Raw genomic sequence first — 13,390 nt, 5'->3', positions numbered from 1 at the left:
CCCGTAGGTTAAATGCCGAATATCGCTTTGCTTTGCTGAATTAATGCAAATATATTCAGCAAGTTACTTATCCTCAGACCAGCGTGCGGCGCTGACGTCCACCTTGACCGGCAGCAGGCCAATCGCGGTGAACTTGTCGGCTAATTGCTGCTGTTCGGCAAATACCGCCGGCGTCATGCGTTGGCTGCCGAACGGCATGCGGGCGAGGGCTCTGGCCCAAATGGCCTGCTCCAACCCGGTGCTTTGCGCCAGGATCTTCGCCGCGTCGTCCTGATGGGCATTGGCCCAGGCGCTCAGTTCACTTAGCTGGTCGATCACCAATTTTGCGCTGTCCGGGTAGGTTTCGGCAAAGTGGCGGCTGGCGAGATAGAAGGTGTAATGCGGCACCAGACCTTCGGCATCCTTCAGCAGACGGGCGTTGGCGTGGGTTTCCACCTCGGCGTAGTAAGGGTCCCAAATCACCCAGGCGTCTACGCTGCCGCGCTGGAAGGCAGCGCGGGCGTCACTCGGCGGCAAATACACCGGCGTCACGTCTTTGTAGCTCAGCCCGGCCTGTTCAAGCGCGCTGACCAACAGGTAGTTGACGTCGGAGCCTTTGTTCAGCGCAACGCGTTTGCCTTTGAGGTCGGCAACGGTTTTGATCGGCGAATCCTGCGGCACCACTATGGCTTCGGTTTTCGGGCTGGCCGGCGAATGCCCCAGATAGATCAAATCGGCTTTGGCAGCCTGGGCAAAAGCCGGTGGCGCATCGCCGGTAGCCGCCAGATCAATGCTGCCGACGTTCAGCCCTTCGAGCATTTGCGGCCCGGCGGGAAACTCAATCCAGCGCACCTTGATGCCCTGCGGCGTCAGGGTTTGCTCCAGCGTACCGCGATATTTCAACAGGGCGAAGATATTGGCTTTCTGGTAACCGATGGTGATTTGCTGCGGTTTTTCCTGCGCCGCAACGGTCGGCAGGGCAAATGCACCCAACAGCAGCGAAGCGGCGATCAGCGTGGCTTTCAGTTTTTTCATTACACATATCCAGTCAGTAAAGGTTAATGACGGTGATTTAACCGGCGGGAAAGCCGATCGCCAAAAAATTGCAGCAGGGTCACCAGCGCCACCAACACCACGATGACGGTGAGCATCACCTGGGTGTCGAAACGCTGGTAACCATAACGGTAAGCCAGGTCACCCAGGCCGCCTGCGCCTATGGCTCCGGCCATCGCGGAGGCGTTAATCATGGTCACCAGGGTGATGGTAAAGCCGCTGACAATACCGGGCATGGCTTCCGGCAGCAGCACATGGCGAATGATATGCCCACGGCGGCAGCCCATTGCCTGCGCCGCTTCAACCAGGCCGTGATCCACCTCTCGCAGGCTGACTTCGGCGATACGCGCGAAAAACGGCATGGCGGCGATGGTCAGCGGCACCACGGCGGCCCATACGCCGTAAGAGGTGCCGACAATCATGCGGGTGAAGGGGATCAGCGCCACCATCAGGATCAGAAAGGGGATCGAGCGGAACAGATTCACCAGCCAGCCGAGCACCCGCTGAACGCCAACCTGCTCATACAATCCACCGCGTTCGCTGACCACCAACAGGATCGCCAGCGGCAATCCCAGAATCAACGCCAACAGGGACGAAACGCCCACCATCAGCAACGTATCGAGAAATCCGGCCCACAGCCGTTCAAGCAACAGTGACATAGCCCAGGACCTCCACGCTGTCGGCCAGCGTCTGCGGAATGGTTCGATTATTCGGTGACGGCGTCACGGTTAACAACAGATAACCGATGGCGCGCCCCTGAATATGCTCAATGGCGCTTTCCACCAGCGTCACGCTGCCCTGAAAAGCCGCCAGCACGTGGTTTAGCTCCAGCGATGCACCTTGGCCGCGGTAGCGTAGCCGGATCAATTGCGGTGCATCCGGCGTGGGGGGCGTGGCGGCGATCCGCCCAACCCATTCCTCCGGCAAGCGATCGTGTGAGGGGGTCAGCAGGATACGGGTCGTTTCCTGCTGCGGGTTGCCGTACACCTGCCACACCGGGCCGCATTCGATAATCTCCCCCCGTTCCAGCACCGCCACCCGGTGGCAGATATCATGGATCACCTCCATTTCATGGGTAATCAGCACTATGGTGATGTTGAACTCACGGTTGATGCGCTGTAACAACGCCAGAATGGCGCGGGTGGTTTCCGGATCGAGCGCGGAGGTGGCTTCATCACACAACAGCAATTCGGGGTTATGCACCAGCGCCCTGGCGATGCCGACCCGCTGTTTCTGCCCGCCGGAAAGCTGCGCCGGATAGGCGTCCGGGTAGTCGCTCAGCCCGACCAGCTCCAGCAATGCGTCCACTCTGCCGCGCCGCTCGGCGACCGGCACGCCCGCCACCCGCAGCGGCAACTCGATATTCTGCCGGACGGTTTTGGCCGACAGCAGGTTGAAGTGCTGGAAAATCATGCCGGTGCGCCGCCGGTAGGCCACCAGTTGATCCTCATCCAATTGGCCGATATCGACGCCATCGACCTCCACGCTGCCGCCGCTGGGGCGTTCCAGCCGGTTGATGGTGCGGATCAGGGACGACTTGCCGGCGCCGCTGCGGCCGATAATGCCGAAGATCTCCCCACGGCGAATGTCCAGGGAGATCTCCTTCAGCGCCTCGGTCAGTTGGCCGGGGTAACGCTTGCTGAGCCGGGTAAAGCGCAGGTGGGTGTCATCTTGGCGGCGCACCACCTCTTCGGCGATCAGGGTGCCTGGGTTAGGCAAAATCAGGCTCGACATAGACTACTGGCTCCAGCCCGGCTGATACAGCTTGCCGTAGAAACTGTCGAGTTTGGCGCGCACGACCGGTGAATGCTGGTAAACGTCGACAAACTTGCGCAGGCGCGGGTCATCCTGATGGCCATCGCGGACCACGAACTGGATCACGTACTCCGGGTTTTCCAGGCCGTCGAACAGCAGGGCGCTGTTGGGATCGACGGTGCCGGACAGCCGCAGATAGTGCGGATAGCCCTGCGCCAAATCAACTTCCTCCAGCGTGCGTGCCAGTTGCACCGCTTCCACTTCGATAATTTTGATGTGTTTAGGGTTACTGACGATGTCTGCCTGGGTGGCCTGCAGGCCGGATCCCGGTTTGAGCTTAATCAGCCCGGCTTTTTGCAACAGCAACAGACCGCGGCCACCGTTAATCACGTCGTTGGCGATCGCCACTTTGGCACCCTCCGGCAGATCGGCGATGCTTTGGTATTTTTTGGAGTACAGCCCGACGTTATTGATGATCGCCGGGGCATAGGCCACCAGGTGGAAATTGCCTTCTTTATTGGCGTTGTGCAGGAACGGCAGGTGCTGGAACAGGTTGACGTCGATATCGCCGTTTTCCAGGCTGACGTTCGGCGCGGTCCAGTCGCTGAATTCGATGATGTCGACCTTCAGCCCCTGTTTGCGAGCCTCTTCCGCCGCCACCTCCAGCGGCGGGGCGAAGGCGGCGGTGGTGCCGACTTTCAGCGCACCGCTGTAATCATTGGCCGCAGCCGCCGCGCCTGAGAGTGCCAGCAACGCCGAAAACAGCAGTGTTTTTGTCCGAGAGGGTATTGTCATAGGGTTGTTCCTTCAAAAGAAAAAATAAGGGTTCAAACGGGTAACGGCGCACCCAGACGCCAGCCGGCCGCCGGATGGCTTTGCGGCAAGCGATCCTGCTGTCGAAACAGCTTTTGCCGCAGGCTGCCGGCACGGTAGGCGGTTTTGTAGCGGCCACGGGCTTGCAACTCCGGCACCACCAGATCGATAAAATCGCGGTAGCTGCCTGGGTTAACGATGCGCGTCAGGTTAAACCCGTCGATATCGGCCTGATCCACCCATTGCAGCAACGCATCCGCCACCTGTTGCGGGTCGCCCACCACCAGCGGATAACGCCCGCCCATGGCGTGCTGTTCCAGCAATTGGCGGCGGGTCCAGCCGCTATAGGTTTGGGTTACCGACTCAATGGCCTGCGTCGGCCCGGCCTGGATCGGGTCGTCCAGACCAAAGCGTGAAAGATCGATACCGGTCGAACTGGAAAAATGCGCCAGACCGGCTTCGGGGCTGGCGTAACGCAGATATTCACGGTATTTGTCCTGCGCCTCGGCGGCGGTTGGCGCAACGATAACGCCGACCCCCATAAACACTTTCAAATCCTGTCGCTGACGGCCGGCCGCTACCGCTGCGCTACGCAGCTTGTCCACCTGTGCCTTCATTACCGCCGGGGTGGCGTGGTTAACGAAGGTGCACTCCGCGTGGCGGGCGGCGAACTGAATACCGCGTGCCGAGCTGCCGGCCTGGAACAGCAGCGGGGTGCGCTGCGGCGAAGGCGAAGACAGGTGATAGCCCTCCACCTGATAAAACTCGCCGCGGTGGATAACCTTGTGGATCTTCTGCGCATCGGCGTAAATCCGCCGTTGGCGGTCGGCCAACACGGCATCATCTTCCCAACTGCCTTCCCATAACTGATAGGCCACGTCGAGAAACTCATCGGCCTGATCGTAACGGCGATCGTGACCGATCTGTTCGTTCAACCCCATCGCACGCGCGGCGCTGTCCAGATAGCCGGTGACGATATTCCAGCCGATGCGGCCCTGGGTCAGATGGTCCAGCGTCGACAAGCGACGGGCAAAGGGATAGGGCGCTTCGTAACTCAGGTTGGCGGTGATGCCGAAGCCCAGATGTTGGGTCACTCCGGCCATCGCCGACACCAGCAACAGCGGATCGTTAACCGGCAGCTGTATCGACTCGCGGGCGGTCAGGGCGATGTTTTGCTGATAGACATCGTAAACGCCGAGGATATCGGCGATAAACAGCCCGTCGAACAGCCCACGCTCCAGCAACTGCGCCAGCTCGGTCCAGTAGCCGAGCTGGTTGAACTCGGTGGAGCGATCCTGCGGATGGGTCCACATGCCGTGATGAATATGGCCGACACAGTTCATGTTGAAGGCGTTCAGCAGAACCTCTTTGGCGATGACGCTCATTACAGAGTCCCCCGGCGCGGCGGCAGCACCCCGTTCAGCACGTAATTGCCGATCGCCGGGTATTTCCAGCGCACCGGGTCGTGCAAGGTGTGGGTTCGGGCGTTGCGCCAGTGGCGATCGAGGTTATATTCCTGCAGCGTGGCACGGCTACCGGCCAGTTCAAACAGCAGATTGCCGGCGGCCAGCGCGACCTCGGTGGTCCAGGCGCGCGCCGTGGCGACCTCGATCGAGGCTTGTGCGACCGACAGGGCATCGCTGTGGCGCTGAGCGACATCGATGGCTTCACCGGCTACCGCCAGCAGGGCGTCACCGGCCTGAATGCGGGCGGAAATTTTGCCGATGCGGTCCAGCGTCAGCGGGTCTTCGCTGGCGTGTTCGACACCGGCATCAATCCACGGGCGCGAACGGCTGCGAACAAATTGCAGCATGTCCTGCCACGCGGCTTTGGCGATGCCCTGATCGATGGCGGCGTGCATGATTTGCGCCAGCGGGCCAACCGGCGTCGGCCGTTCAAACGCCGTCTGGAAGGGCACGATATCCTCTTCATCGACCGGGCACTGTTCCAGCGTCACGCTGCCGCTGCCGGTGGTGCGCTGACCAAAGCCGGACCAGTCGTCGGTGATGCTCAGGCCTGGCGTATTGCGCGGCAAAAACACCAACTGTTCTTTACCGTCTTCACCCCGCGCGGCGGTCGGGATGCGCCCGGCGTACAACGCGCCGGTAGCGTAAAATTTTTGGCCCGACAGCTGCCATTGGCCTTCATGCCTGGCCAGCGAGGTGCTGCGGTGGTGGGCGGCCTTGCTGGCAAACTCCGCCAGCGCATTGCCGAAATGCACGCCGGCCAGCACTTCCTGGTACAGCCGCCGTTGTTGTTGCGGCGAACCGTTCACCCGCAGCACTTCCAGCGCGTAATAGTGGTTTTGCGGCACCTGACCGATCGACGCATCGCCCTGGCTGAGAATAGCGATGACCTGCGCCAGCACGCGGTTCGACAACCCCGGGCCGCCAAATTCTTGCGGCACGGTAATCGCGCCGAGCCCAGAGGCGAACAGGTCTGCCAGTTCGGCAACCGGCAATCGCCGTTGGCTATCACGCTCGGCGGCGGTCGGGCTGAATTGCTCCGCCAGCCGGTGTGCGGTCTCCAGCGCCTGTTCGGGGCTGGTAATGCGTTGCGCCACGCGTTGAGGGGCTACCTGAGTGGTCATGTTCTGCTCCTTTAAATCCACGAATGGCGCGCCGGAAAGCGGCCGTTGAGGTAGTACTCGCCAATGGCGTGGTATTTCCAGCGCACCGGATCGTGCAACGTGTGGGTGCGTGCGTTGCGCCAGTGGCGATCGAGGCCGTGCTCCGCCAGCGTGGCGCGGCTGCCGGACCATTCGAACAACTTTTCGCTGGCCAACAGCGCCACTTCCGTGGTCAACACCTTGGCTTCGGCGACCGCGATCGACGCCGCTGCGGCGCTTTCGGCGGTTACCGGCCAGCGGTCAACCTCATCGAGCGTCCGCGCCGCACGGCGCAACAGGGCGTTCGCCGCGCTCAACTCCATGCTGAGCCGGCCGACGTCGGCCAGAATGTAGGGATCGTCCGCGTTGCGTTCGACGCCTGCGTCGATCCAGGGGCGGGAACGCTCGCGAATAAACTGGGTGGCCTCATCCAGCGCGCCCTGCGCAATGCCGGCATCGATGGCGGCCTGAATCAGTTGGGAAACGGCGCCCTGAATCGTCGGTTTTTCTGCCAGCGGCAGCAGCGGGATCACATTGGCCGGATCGACCAGAACCTCGCGCAGGCGCACCGTGCCGCTGGCGGTAGTGCGCTGCCCCATGCCGGACCAGTCGTCGACGATCTCCAGACCTGCCGCCGGGTGGGGGATCAATGCCAGTACCGGCTGCTGCCGATCGTCGAGTGCCTTGGCGGCGACGATATGGGCGAACAGCGCGCCGGTGGAATAAAATTTGTCGCCGGTAAAGCGCAGGCCGTCTGCGGTTTGCCGTAAGCGGCTCTGCATATCCAGCGTGTGCTTGCTGTTTTTCTCCGGGCCACCGTTCCCGATGCGTTGGCCGGCCAGCACCGCCGCGAAAATACGCCGTTTTTGTTCTTCGCTGCCGGCATCACGAATTAACTGAATCAGGCCGAAATGGTTTTGCGGAATTTGCCCCAGCGCCGGATCGACGGCGGAAATCAGGCGAAACACCTCCGCCAGCGTGGTAAAGGACAGTTCCGGTCCGCCGTATTCGCGCGGAATGGAAATGCCACCGAGGCCAGACTGGGTAAACAGCGCCAACTGTTGCAACGGATAGCGCCGCTGGCGGTCACGCAGTTGGGCTTCAGGCGCGGCGGCCACGGCGACTTGTCGTGCTGCATCCAGCGCCTGTTGGTCGTCGACAATCCTGTGGGTCCATTCTTCTGCGGGAGGGAAATTGGCCGCATCCGGCGCAGGCAAAACAGAAACAACCATAACGATGTCCTCAATACGGAGACGGCAGTAAATAGCGCGCCGCCGCGGGCGTAGCGCGATGAAATATAATTAAAATTTAAGTTGTTACAACGGGTGGGGTACGAAGTGATAATAATAATTTGCAGGTTGCGGTGTAAAGCAAAGGCTTATTATAAATAGTCCATTGCTTAGCGATTAATTAGCTTTGCGATAGGCGGGGGATGATTTTCCCGCACCGATAACGAATACCCGCGGGCAAGAGGGCTCTGCCCGCGCAGCCAGTGACGCACAGCTCATTCCAGTAGCTGAAACGGATGCGCTGTTTCAGCCGGTTATTCCACACATAACGCGTCATCGTTAATTCCTCCTCCGTGTCTGCTTAATAGAGGTAACAGCTATTTTAAAACGGGTCGAATACGTTATTTCGCTTAGCTTTTGAGGTTTTCGGGATAATAGGTTCACCGCCGTCAGGCTTTCTGCTAACGAGAAAGGAAAACCTGTTATCCATGAAGGGCTGTCCAGATGGCCGGGTCGGAAGGCCGAAGGCGAACTGCTCTGACCTTTGGTCCGAGCCGTAACAATCGCTTTCATGAGGCAACAAATTGAGACATATTAACGCCCAATAATTTGATAACGATAATCATTATCTTTAGTGGGGAAGGAAATATGTTACGAAAATTGCGCGCCGCCATCGGTTTGCTCGGCCTGGGAATGATGTTTTGCGCTGGGGCTCAGTCCACGGTGATCACGGACGTGAGCGGGCGGAAGGTTGAAATTCCCGGCGAAGTGAAACGCATCATTTTGGGCGAGGGGCGTCAGATTTATCTGCTGGCGGCCTTTGATACCGACGCCCCTTTCAAGCGGGTGGTGGGCTGGCGCGATGACTTCCCCAAGGCAGATTATGACGGTTATAGGGCTTATGAAGCCCGTTACCCGGAAATCAAAAAATTACCGACCTTTGGCGGCGCTAAAGACGGCACCTTCAACGTTGAGCAGGCGCTGACGCTGAAACCCGATTTGGTGCTGATGAACCTGGAGTCAAAGGCCGCTACCGATGAAGGCCAGTTGATCGAAAAACTGAAAGCGGTGGGCGTACCGGTAGTGTTTATCGATTTTCGCGAGAAACCTTTTGAAAATGCGGATAAAAGCATTCGCATTATGGGGCAGTTGCTCGGCAAGCAACAGCGTGCCGAAGACATTGTTCAGTTCCGTCAGCGTGAAATTGCCCGCGTCACCTCACGCCTGGCGAACTTCACCGGTCACCGTCCGTCGGTGATGATCGATCGCGCCGGCGGTTACAGCGAAGAGTGCTGCATGTCGTTTGGCGATGAGAATTTTGGCCGCATGGTGGAAGTGGCCGGCGGAAAGAATATCGCCAAGGATCTGATCCCCGGCACTTTCGGCACGCTGAACCCTGAGCAAATCATCGCCAGCAAGCCTGAGGTGGCGATTGTCACCGGCGCCAACTGGAAAAATTACAATACCATCGGGCAATGGGTGGGCGTTGGTCCGGGGGCCGATAGCCAACAGGCGCAGCAACGGCTGCAACGTTTGATGGAGCGCCCGGCATTCCGCACGCTGCCGGTGGCCCATAACGGCAATGCGCACGCCATTTGGCATCAGTTCTATGACAGCCCGTATCAGTTTGTCGCCATTCAGGTAATGGCCAAATGGCTGCACCCGGATCTCTTCCGCGATTTGGATCCGGATCGCACCTTCAGAGAATTCCACGAGAAGTTCCTGCCGCTGCCTTACCAGCCAGGCTACTGGGTTTCATTACCGGCGCAATAACGCCATTCGCTCCGGGTTTGCCCTGATTACAAAGGCCGCCCGCAAGGATACACTCAGCGATGCCGGTTCCGCATGTGGGGGACCGGCATCGGCATTTTGCATAAGGGGTATTGTGTGGTGGGTAAGCTTAATTTGGACCAGCTTCAGACTTTTGCTTTGGTGGTCAGGCAAGGGAGTTTTTCCGCCGCAGGGGAAGTGCTGGGGCTGACCCAGCCCGCGGTCAGCTTGCAAATCCGGCAGTTGGAACAGCGGCTGCACGTTCGGCTGCTGGAGCGGGTCGCCAGGCGCGTGCGGCCGACATCCGCCGGTGAGGCGCTGCTGGAACACATAAGTCACATCAATGCGGCGGTGGATCATGCGCTGAGCGACATGGCCGGCCACGCGCAGGAGATTGCCGGCACCGTGACTCTGGGCACCGGCGCCACAGCCTGTATCCATTTGCTGCCGACGCTGCTGCGGGAGTTGAAACAAGCTTATCCCTTGTTGAACGTCGGGGTGCGCACCGGCAACACCGATGACATGGTGAAAGCGGTGGAAGAAAACCGCATCGACATCGCATTGGTGACCTTTCCGGCCAATGGCCGCAGTTTGCAGTTAACGCCGCTGCTGCAAGACGAGTTTGCCGTCATTTTCCCGGCCGATTCCCCCGATTTGCCTGCCACGTTCACCCCGCAAACTCTGGGTGCGCTCCCGTGGGTGGCTTTTGAATCCGGCAGCAGCACCCGCCGTTTGATTGATGACTGGTTCCTTGGCGCGGAGGTTAAACCCGCGCCGGTAATGGAACTGGGCAGCATAGAGGCGATCAAAGAGATGGTTGCCGCCGGGCTTGGGTACAGCATTGTGCCGCGCATGGCACTGTCCGGCACCCGGGGAGACGCTCTTACGCCCGCGCTTGAGCGCACTTTGGGCATCGTACTGCGCCAGGATAAGCCGCTGAGCAGGGCGTTGCAGAAGGTGCTCGCCAGCCTGCACGCCTTGAAAAAATAACCCGCCGCTTACTGCCCCTCCGCCGCGCGGGCGGTTTTACCCGCGCGCATCACCCGCCAGCCAAAGTTCATGCCCGCAGCGGCAATCAGGATGGCGGCTGCGCCCAAGAGCTGCATCAGGCTGAGGCGGTGCCCGAAGACCGCCCAATCGACGATGATCGCCACCAGCGGGTAGATGAACGACAACGCGCCGACCAGGCTGGTGGGGATTTTCTGGATCGCGCCATACAGCAGCGAAGACATCAGCCCGGTATGCACCAGGCCGATGGTCGCCAGCAGCAACCAGGCATTGGCCGTTGAGGGCAGGTGGGCCAGGCCGGCGAACGGCGCCAGCACCACCACTCCGACGCTGAGCTGGATCAACACGATCAAATGCGGCGGCACGGTTTTTAGCCCTTTGACGATCGCCGCCGCCACCGCATACATAAACGCCGCGCCCAATGCCAACAGCACGCCGATAACGTAATCCGACTCCGAAGCCTCAGCGCCTGGGCGGCCGGTAATGATCAGCAACATGCCGCCGAAGGCCAGCAGCAGCCAAGCCAGCTTATTTGCCGTCAGCTTTTCGCCAAAGAACAGTACGCCCAGCCCGACCAGCATAAAAGGTTGGACGTGATAGGTGACCGTGGCTACGGCGATAGAGGCATGGGCATAAGCGCCAAACAACAGCGTCCAGTTCAGCACCAACGCCATGCCACCCAATACCGCCACGGCGGCCTGACGGCGGGTCAGCATGCCTTTCTTCAACAGGCCAAGCAGGGCACAGGCGATCAACATCGCCAGCGCGCCAAACGCGCAACGCCAGAAAACGACCGTCGTTGGCGGTTGCCCTAGCGCGATCACCGGCCAGCCGACGGTGCCGGAGATCACCATCGCCAGGGTCATCTGTACTACGCCGCGGGTGTTTACCTTCATTTGCCTTCTCCCTGATTGAGTGCCGTGCTTGCCGCCGTCGACGAACACCATTAAAATGAACAACTGAACATTATGATGAACAGTGCATGCCTGTTCGTCAAGTCGAACAAATGGATGATATGGTGAACAATGAGCGATAACTCCAGCAATACCGGCACGCCCATCGGCCTGCTTTCGGCCGCCATTCGCCGCGAACGCGAGCGGTTGGGGCTGTCTGTCACAGAACTGGCGCGCCGCGCCGGCATCGCAAAATCGACGCTTTCGCAATTGGAAACCGGCAGCGGCAACCCAAGCCTGGAAACCTTGTGGTCGCTGGCGATGGCCCTCGACGTGCCGGTCAGCCGGTTAATCTCTCAACCGCGTCAGCACGTACAGGTGATCCGCGCCAACGAAGGGGTCACCACGGTTTCCGAACAGGCCAACTATGCCGCTACGTTGCTGGCAACCTGCCCGCCGGGAGCACAGCGCGATATTTACCGTTTGCGCGTTCAGCCGGGCGAGACGCGGGTTTCACGCCCGCACATGCCGGGCACCATTGAGCACGTGATTATCAGCAGCGGCAGGGCGCGAATCGGGCCGACGGAGCAGCCGGTGGAGTTGAGTGCGGGGGATTACATCAGTTACTCCGCCGATCGGGAGCATATTTTTGAAGCCCTGGAGGCGGATACCACGGCGGTGATGCTGATTGAACAAGGCTAACCCGGCGCGGTAAAGCGCACCGGGCCAGGGCCTCAGTAATACAGGCGGGGTTCTGCGGATTCGATCATGCTGCGCAACTTGGTCAGGGCAAATTTCAATTCGCTGCGGCTGGTTGGCGACATCAGCACGATGCGCACGGCACGCGTGTGGCCGCTGCGTTCGGCCAAGAATTGCGTGCCGCTGGAGATATTCACCCCCTGGGCACGCGCCAGATTGGCGAACTCATCGCTGGTCCAGGGCTCGGGCAGAGTGACCCAAATGTGGTAACCATAGGGTTGCGAAGCGACCTCCAGCCCGTGGAAAACCTCTGCGGCGATGGCCTGGCGCGCCGCCGCTTCTTGCTTCTGGGTTTGCAGCATTTCAGCCCCAATGCCGGAAGTCACGATATTGCTGGCCAACTGCGCGATAAGCGGGGAAGGCATCCAGATGCTGGTTCGCACCATCGACGTCAACCGCGACAGGGTTTCCGCCGGCGCATGCAGATAACCGATACGTAACGCCGGTGAGATGCTTTTCGACAGGCTGGTCAGGTACACCGAGCGTTCAGGAGCAAACGAAGACAGCGCCTCAACCGGCTCTGCGGTAAGAAAACCGTAAATGTCGTCATCGAGAATGTAAAAGTCGAACTCGCGGGCAATCTGCGTGATTTCGGCCCGTCTGGCGTTCGACATCACCACCGTGGTGGGGTTTTGGCAGCTCGCCACGCAGATCAGCATCGCCGGTTTTTCCTGGCGGCACAGTGCTCTCAGCGAGTCTGGCACTATGCCCTCGCTATCCATTTCGACCCCGCGCAACCGCCGTCCATTGCCATGAACCAGCGAGATAATGCCCGGATAACACAGCGCTTCGCACAGGATAAGGTCCTGGTGCGCCGTCAATGCGTTGATGGCGACCAGCAAACCGTGCTGAGCGCCGGCGGTCAACACCACTTGCTGCCAATGCACATCGGGCAAAAAACGCCGCAGCCAACTGGCGCCGGCGTCGCGATGCGCCGGATGTCCGCCTTCCGGCGAATAGTCGAGCGCCAGCCCCAGCTCCGGGCTGGCGACCAGATGCTCGAGCGCGGTGCGGATCCCCTGTTCCTGGGCCTGCACCTCCGGTTTGATCACCGACAGATCGATATGATCCCGCTGGGCGGAAGATGAAGGGCTAAAGTGCGGCAGGCGCGCGCTTTCCATGGCCCTTTCAGGCGCAGCCAGCACAAAGGTTCCGCGGCCAACTTCGCCCTGAACCAGCCCGCGCCGCGCAGCTTCTTCATAAGCGCGATTAACGGTGCCCGGCGTAACGGCCAGCGTCTGCGCCAGCTCTTTCAATGTAGGCAAACGTGAACCGGCAGGCAGCACGCCGTTGTTGATGTCATTTTGCAGCGCATCTGCAATCAGCAAATACACCGGGGCATTTTTCTCACTGAAGCGCGGTGTCCACATAGACCCTCTGTATGCTTTGAATGGCTATCCCCGCGGGCTTTCTGCTTTGGCATTGCTGGCCGCAGGGTGGGGATAAGACGATTACAGTATAAGCCAGCCATTAAATTGATGTAATAAGTATTAACACAGAAAGAATTACACAGATACAATCGA

Annotated in this window: 12 protein-coding genes; 3 read left to right on the top strand and 9 right to left on the bottom strand. The window is 60.0% G+C overall.

Features of this window, described 5'->3' with window-relative positions:
• Positions 1 to 63 precede the first annotated feature (63 nt).
• Genes ACTJJ1_RS06555 through ACTJJ1_RS06525 form a run of 7 tightly spaced genes read right to left on the bottom strand, consistent with a single transcriptional unit; the run spans position 64 to position 7,440 of the window.
• Positions 64 to 1,014, bottom strand: a complete 951-nt coding sequence (locus ACTJJ1_RS06555; RefSeq protein WP_122289124.1) for a sulfonate ABC transporter substrate-binding protein — start codon at positions 1,012 to 1,014, stop codon at positions 64 to 66.
• A 23-nt stretch (positions 1,015 to 1,037) separates the two neighbouring features.
• Positions 1,038 to 1,691, bottom strand: a complete 654-nt coding sequence (locus tag ACTJJ1_RS06550) for a methionine ABC transporter permease (RefSeq protein ID WP_020453854.1) — start codon at positions 1,689 to 1,691, stop codon at positions 1,038 to 1,040.
• Positions 1,675 to 2,766: a methionine ABC transporter ATP-binding protein gene (locus ACTJJ1_RS06545; protein WP_440832857.1), complete on the bottom strand. Its 1,092-nt coding sequence runs from the start codon at positions 2,764 to 2,766 to the stop codon at positions 1,675 to 1,677. Before ACTJJ1_RS06545 ends, ACTJJ1_RS06550 begins: the two co-directional genes overlap by 17 nt.
• Before the next feature lie 3 nt (positions 2,767 to 2,769).
• Complete coding sequence (locus ACTJJ1_RS06540; RefSeq protein WP_006325453.1) at positions 2,770 to 3,582, bottom strand: MetQ/NlpA family ABC transporter substrate-binding protein; 813 nt, start codon at positions 3,580 to 3,582, stop codon at positions 2,770 to 2,772.
• Between the two features lie 32 nt (positions 3,583 to 3,614).
• The gene (locus ACTJJ1_RS06535) at positions 3,615 to 4,985 is read right to left on the bottom strand and encodes an LLM class flavin-dependent oxidoreductase (protein ID WP_062790675.1); all 1,371 of its coding nucleotides are present in this window, start codon (positions 4,983 to 4,985) and stop codon (positions 3,615 to 3,617) included.
• A complete protein-coding gene (locus ACTJJ1_RS06530) occupies positions 4,985 to 6,190 on the bottom strand; it encodes an SfnB family sulfur acquisition oxidoreductase (RefSeq protein WP_004944701.1) in 1,206 nt (401 codons plus the stop codon). Before ACTJJ1_RS06530 ends, ACTJJ1_RS06535 begins: the two co-directional genes overlap by 1 nt.
• An 11-nt stretch (positions 6,191 to 6,201) precedes the next feature.
• Positions 6,202 to 7,440: an SfnB family sulfur acquisition oxidoreductase gene (locus ACTJJ1_RS06525; RefSeq protein WP_004944699.1), complete on the bottom strand. Its 1,239-nt coding sequence runs from the start codon at positions 7,438 to 7,440 to the stop codon at positions 6,202 to 6,204.
• Positions 7,441 to 8,085: 645 nt separating this feature from the next.
• Here ACTJJ1_RS06525 and ACTJJ1_RS06520 point away from each other — a divergent pair.
• Together ACTJJ1_RS06520 and ACTJJ1_RS06515 are read left to right on the top strand one after the other, a co-directional pair.
• Positions 8,086 to 9,210, top strand: coding sequence for an ABC transporter substrate-binding protein (locus ACTJJ1_RS06520; RefSeq protein ID WP_004944697.1), 1,125 nt, complete (start codon positions 8,086 to 8,088; stop codon positions 9,208 to 9,210).
• Positions 9,211 to 9,282: 72 nt separating this feature from the next.
• Positions 9,283 to 10,197 carry a LysR family transcriptional regulator gene (locus tag ACTJJ1_RS06515; protein ID WP_440832854.1) on the top strand — a complete coding sequence of 305 codons (915 nt, stop codon included), beginning with the start codon at positions 9,283 to 9,285 and terminating at the stop codon, positions 10,195 to 10,197.
• An 8-nt stretch (positions 10,198 to 10,205) separates the two neighbouring features.
• Here ACTJJ1_RS06515 and ACTJJ1_RS06510 read toward each other — a convergent pair whose 3' ends face one another.
• Positions 10,206 to 11,111 carry a DMT family transporter gene (locus ACTJJ1_RS06510; protein WP_325986624.1) on the bottom strand — a complete coding sequence of 302 codons (906 nt, stop codon included), beginning with the start codon at positions 11,109 to 11,111 and terminating at the stop codon, positions 10,206 to 10,208.
• A 129-nt stretch (positions 11,112 to 11,240) separates the two neighbouring features.
• Between ACTJJ1_RS06510 and ACTJJ1_RS06505 the strand changes: the two genes are divergently transcribed.
• On the top strand, positions 11,241 to 11,810 hold the full coding sequence (locus ACTJJ1_RS06505; RefSeq protein ID WP_004944689.1) for a helix-turn-helix domain-containing protein: 570 nt from the start codon (positions 11,241 to 11,243) through the stop codon (positions 11,808 to 11,810).
• 32 nt (positions 11,811 to 11,842) lie between these two features.
• Here ACTJJ1_RS06505 and ACTJJ1_RS06500 read toward each other — a convergent pair whose 3' ends face one another.
• Positions 11,843 to 13,237, bottom strand: coding sequence for a PLP-dependent aminotransferase family protein (locus ACTJJ1_RS06500; protein WP_440832851.1), 1,395 nt, complete (start codon positions 13,235 to 13,237; stop codon positions 11,843 to 11,845).
• Positions 13,238 to 13,390: the final 153 nt, after the last annotated feature.

It is taken from the genome of Serratia sp. 22264 (genome assembly GCF_052045345.1).
Classification (GTDB): domain Bacteria; phylum Pseudomonadota; class Gammaproteobacteria; order Enterobacterales; family Enterobacteriaceae; genus Serratia; species Serratia plymuthica.
This window is presented reverse-complemented; position numbering and strand designations above follow the sequence as displayed.

What these genes read in the sequence shown, in the direction of transcription:
- ACTJJ1_RS06555 (WP_122289124.1), bottom strand. Translation starts at nt 1,014, where the DNA reads ATGAAAAAACTGAAAGCCACGCTGATCGCCGCTTCGCTGCTGTTGGGT.
- ACTJJ1_RS06550 (WP_020453854.1), bottom strand. Translation starts at nt 1,691, where the DNA reads ATGTCACTGTTGCTTGAACGGCTGTGGGCCGGATTTCTCGATACGTTG.
- ACTJJ1_RS06545 (WP_440832857.1), bottom strand. Translation starts at nt 2,766, where the DNA reads ATGTCGAGCCTGATTTTGCCTAACCCAGGCACCCTGATCGCCGAAGAG.
- ACTJJ1_RS06540 (WP_006325453.1), bottom strand. Translation starts at nt 3,582, where the DNA reads ATGACAATACCCTCTCGGACAAAAACACTGCTGTTTTCGGCGTTGCTG.
- ACTJJ1_RS06535 (WP_062790675.1), bottom strand. Translation starts at nt 4,985, where the DNA reads ATGAGCGTCATCGCCAAAGAGGTTCTGCTGAACGCCTTCAACATGAAC.
- ACTJJ1_RS06530 (WP_004944701.1), bottom strand. Translation starts at nt 6,190, where the DNA reads ATGACCACTCAGGTAGCCCCTCAACGCGTGGCGCAACGCATTACCAGC.
- ACTJJ1_RS06525 (WP_004944699.1), bottom strand. Translation starts at nt 7,440, where the DNA reads ATGGTTGTTTCTGTTTTGCCTGCGCCGGATGCGGCCAATTTCCCTCCC.
- ACTJJ1_RS06520 (WP_004944697.1), top strand. Translation starts at nt 8,086, where the DNA reads ATGTTACGAAAATTGCGCGCCGCCATCGGTTTGCTCGGCCTGGGAATG.
- ACTJJ1_RS06515 (WP_440832854.1), top strand. Translation starts at nt 9,283, where the DNA reads ATGTGGGGGACCGGCATCGGCATTTTGCATAAGGGGTATTGTGTGGTG.
- ACTJJ1_RS06510 (WP_325986624.1), bottom strand. Translation starts at nt 11,111, where the DNA reads ATGAAGGTAAACACCCGCGGCGTAGTACAGATGACCCTGGCGATGGTG.
- ACTJJ1_RS06505 (WP_004944689.1), top strand. Translation starts at nt 11,241, where the DNA reads ATGAGCGATAACTCCAGCAATACCGGCACGCCCATCGGCCTGCTTTCG.
- ACTJJ1_RS06500 (WP_440832851.1), bottom strand. Translation starts at nt 13,237, where the DNA reads ATGTGGACACCGCGCTTCAGTGAGAAAAATGCCCCGGTGTATTTGCTG.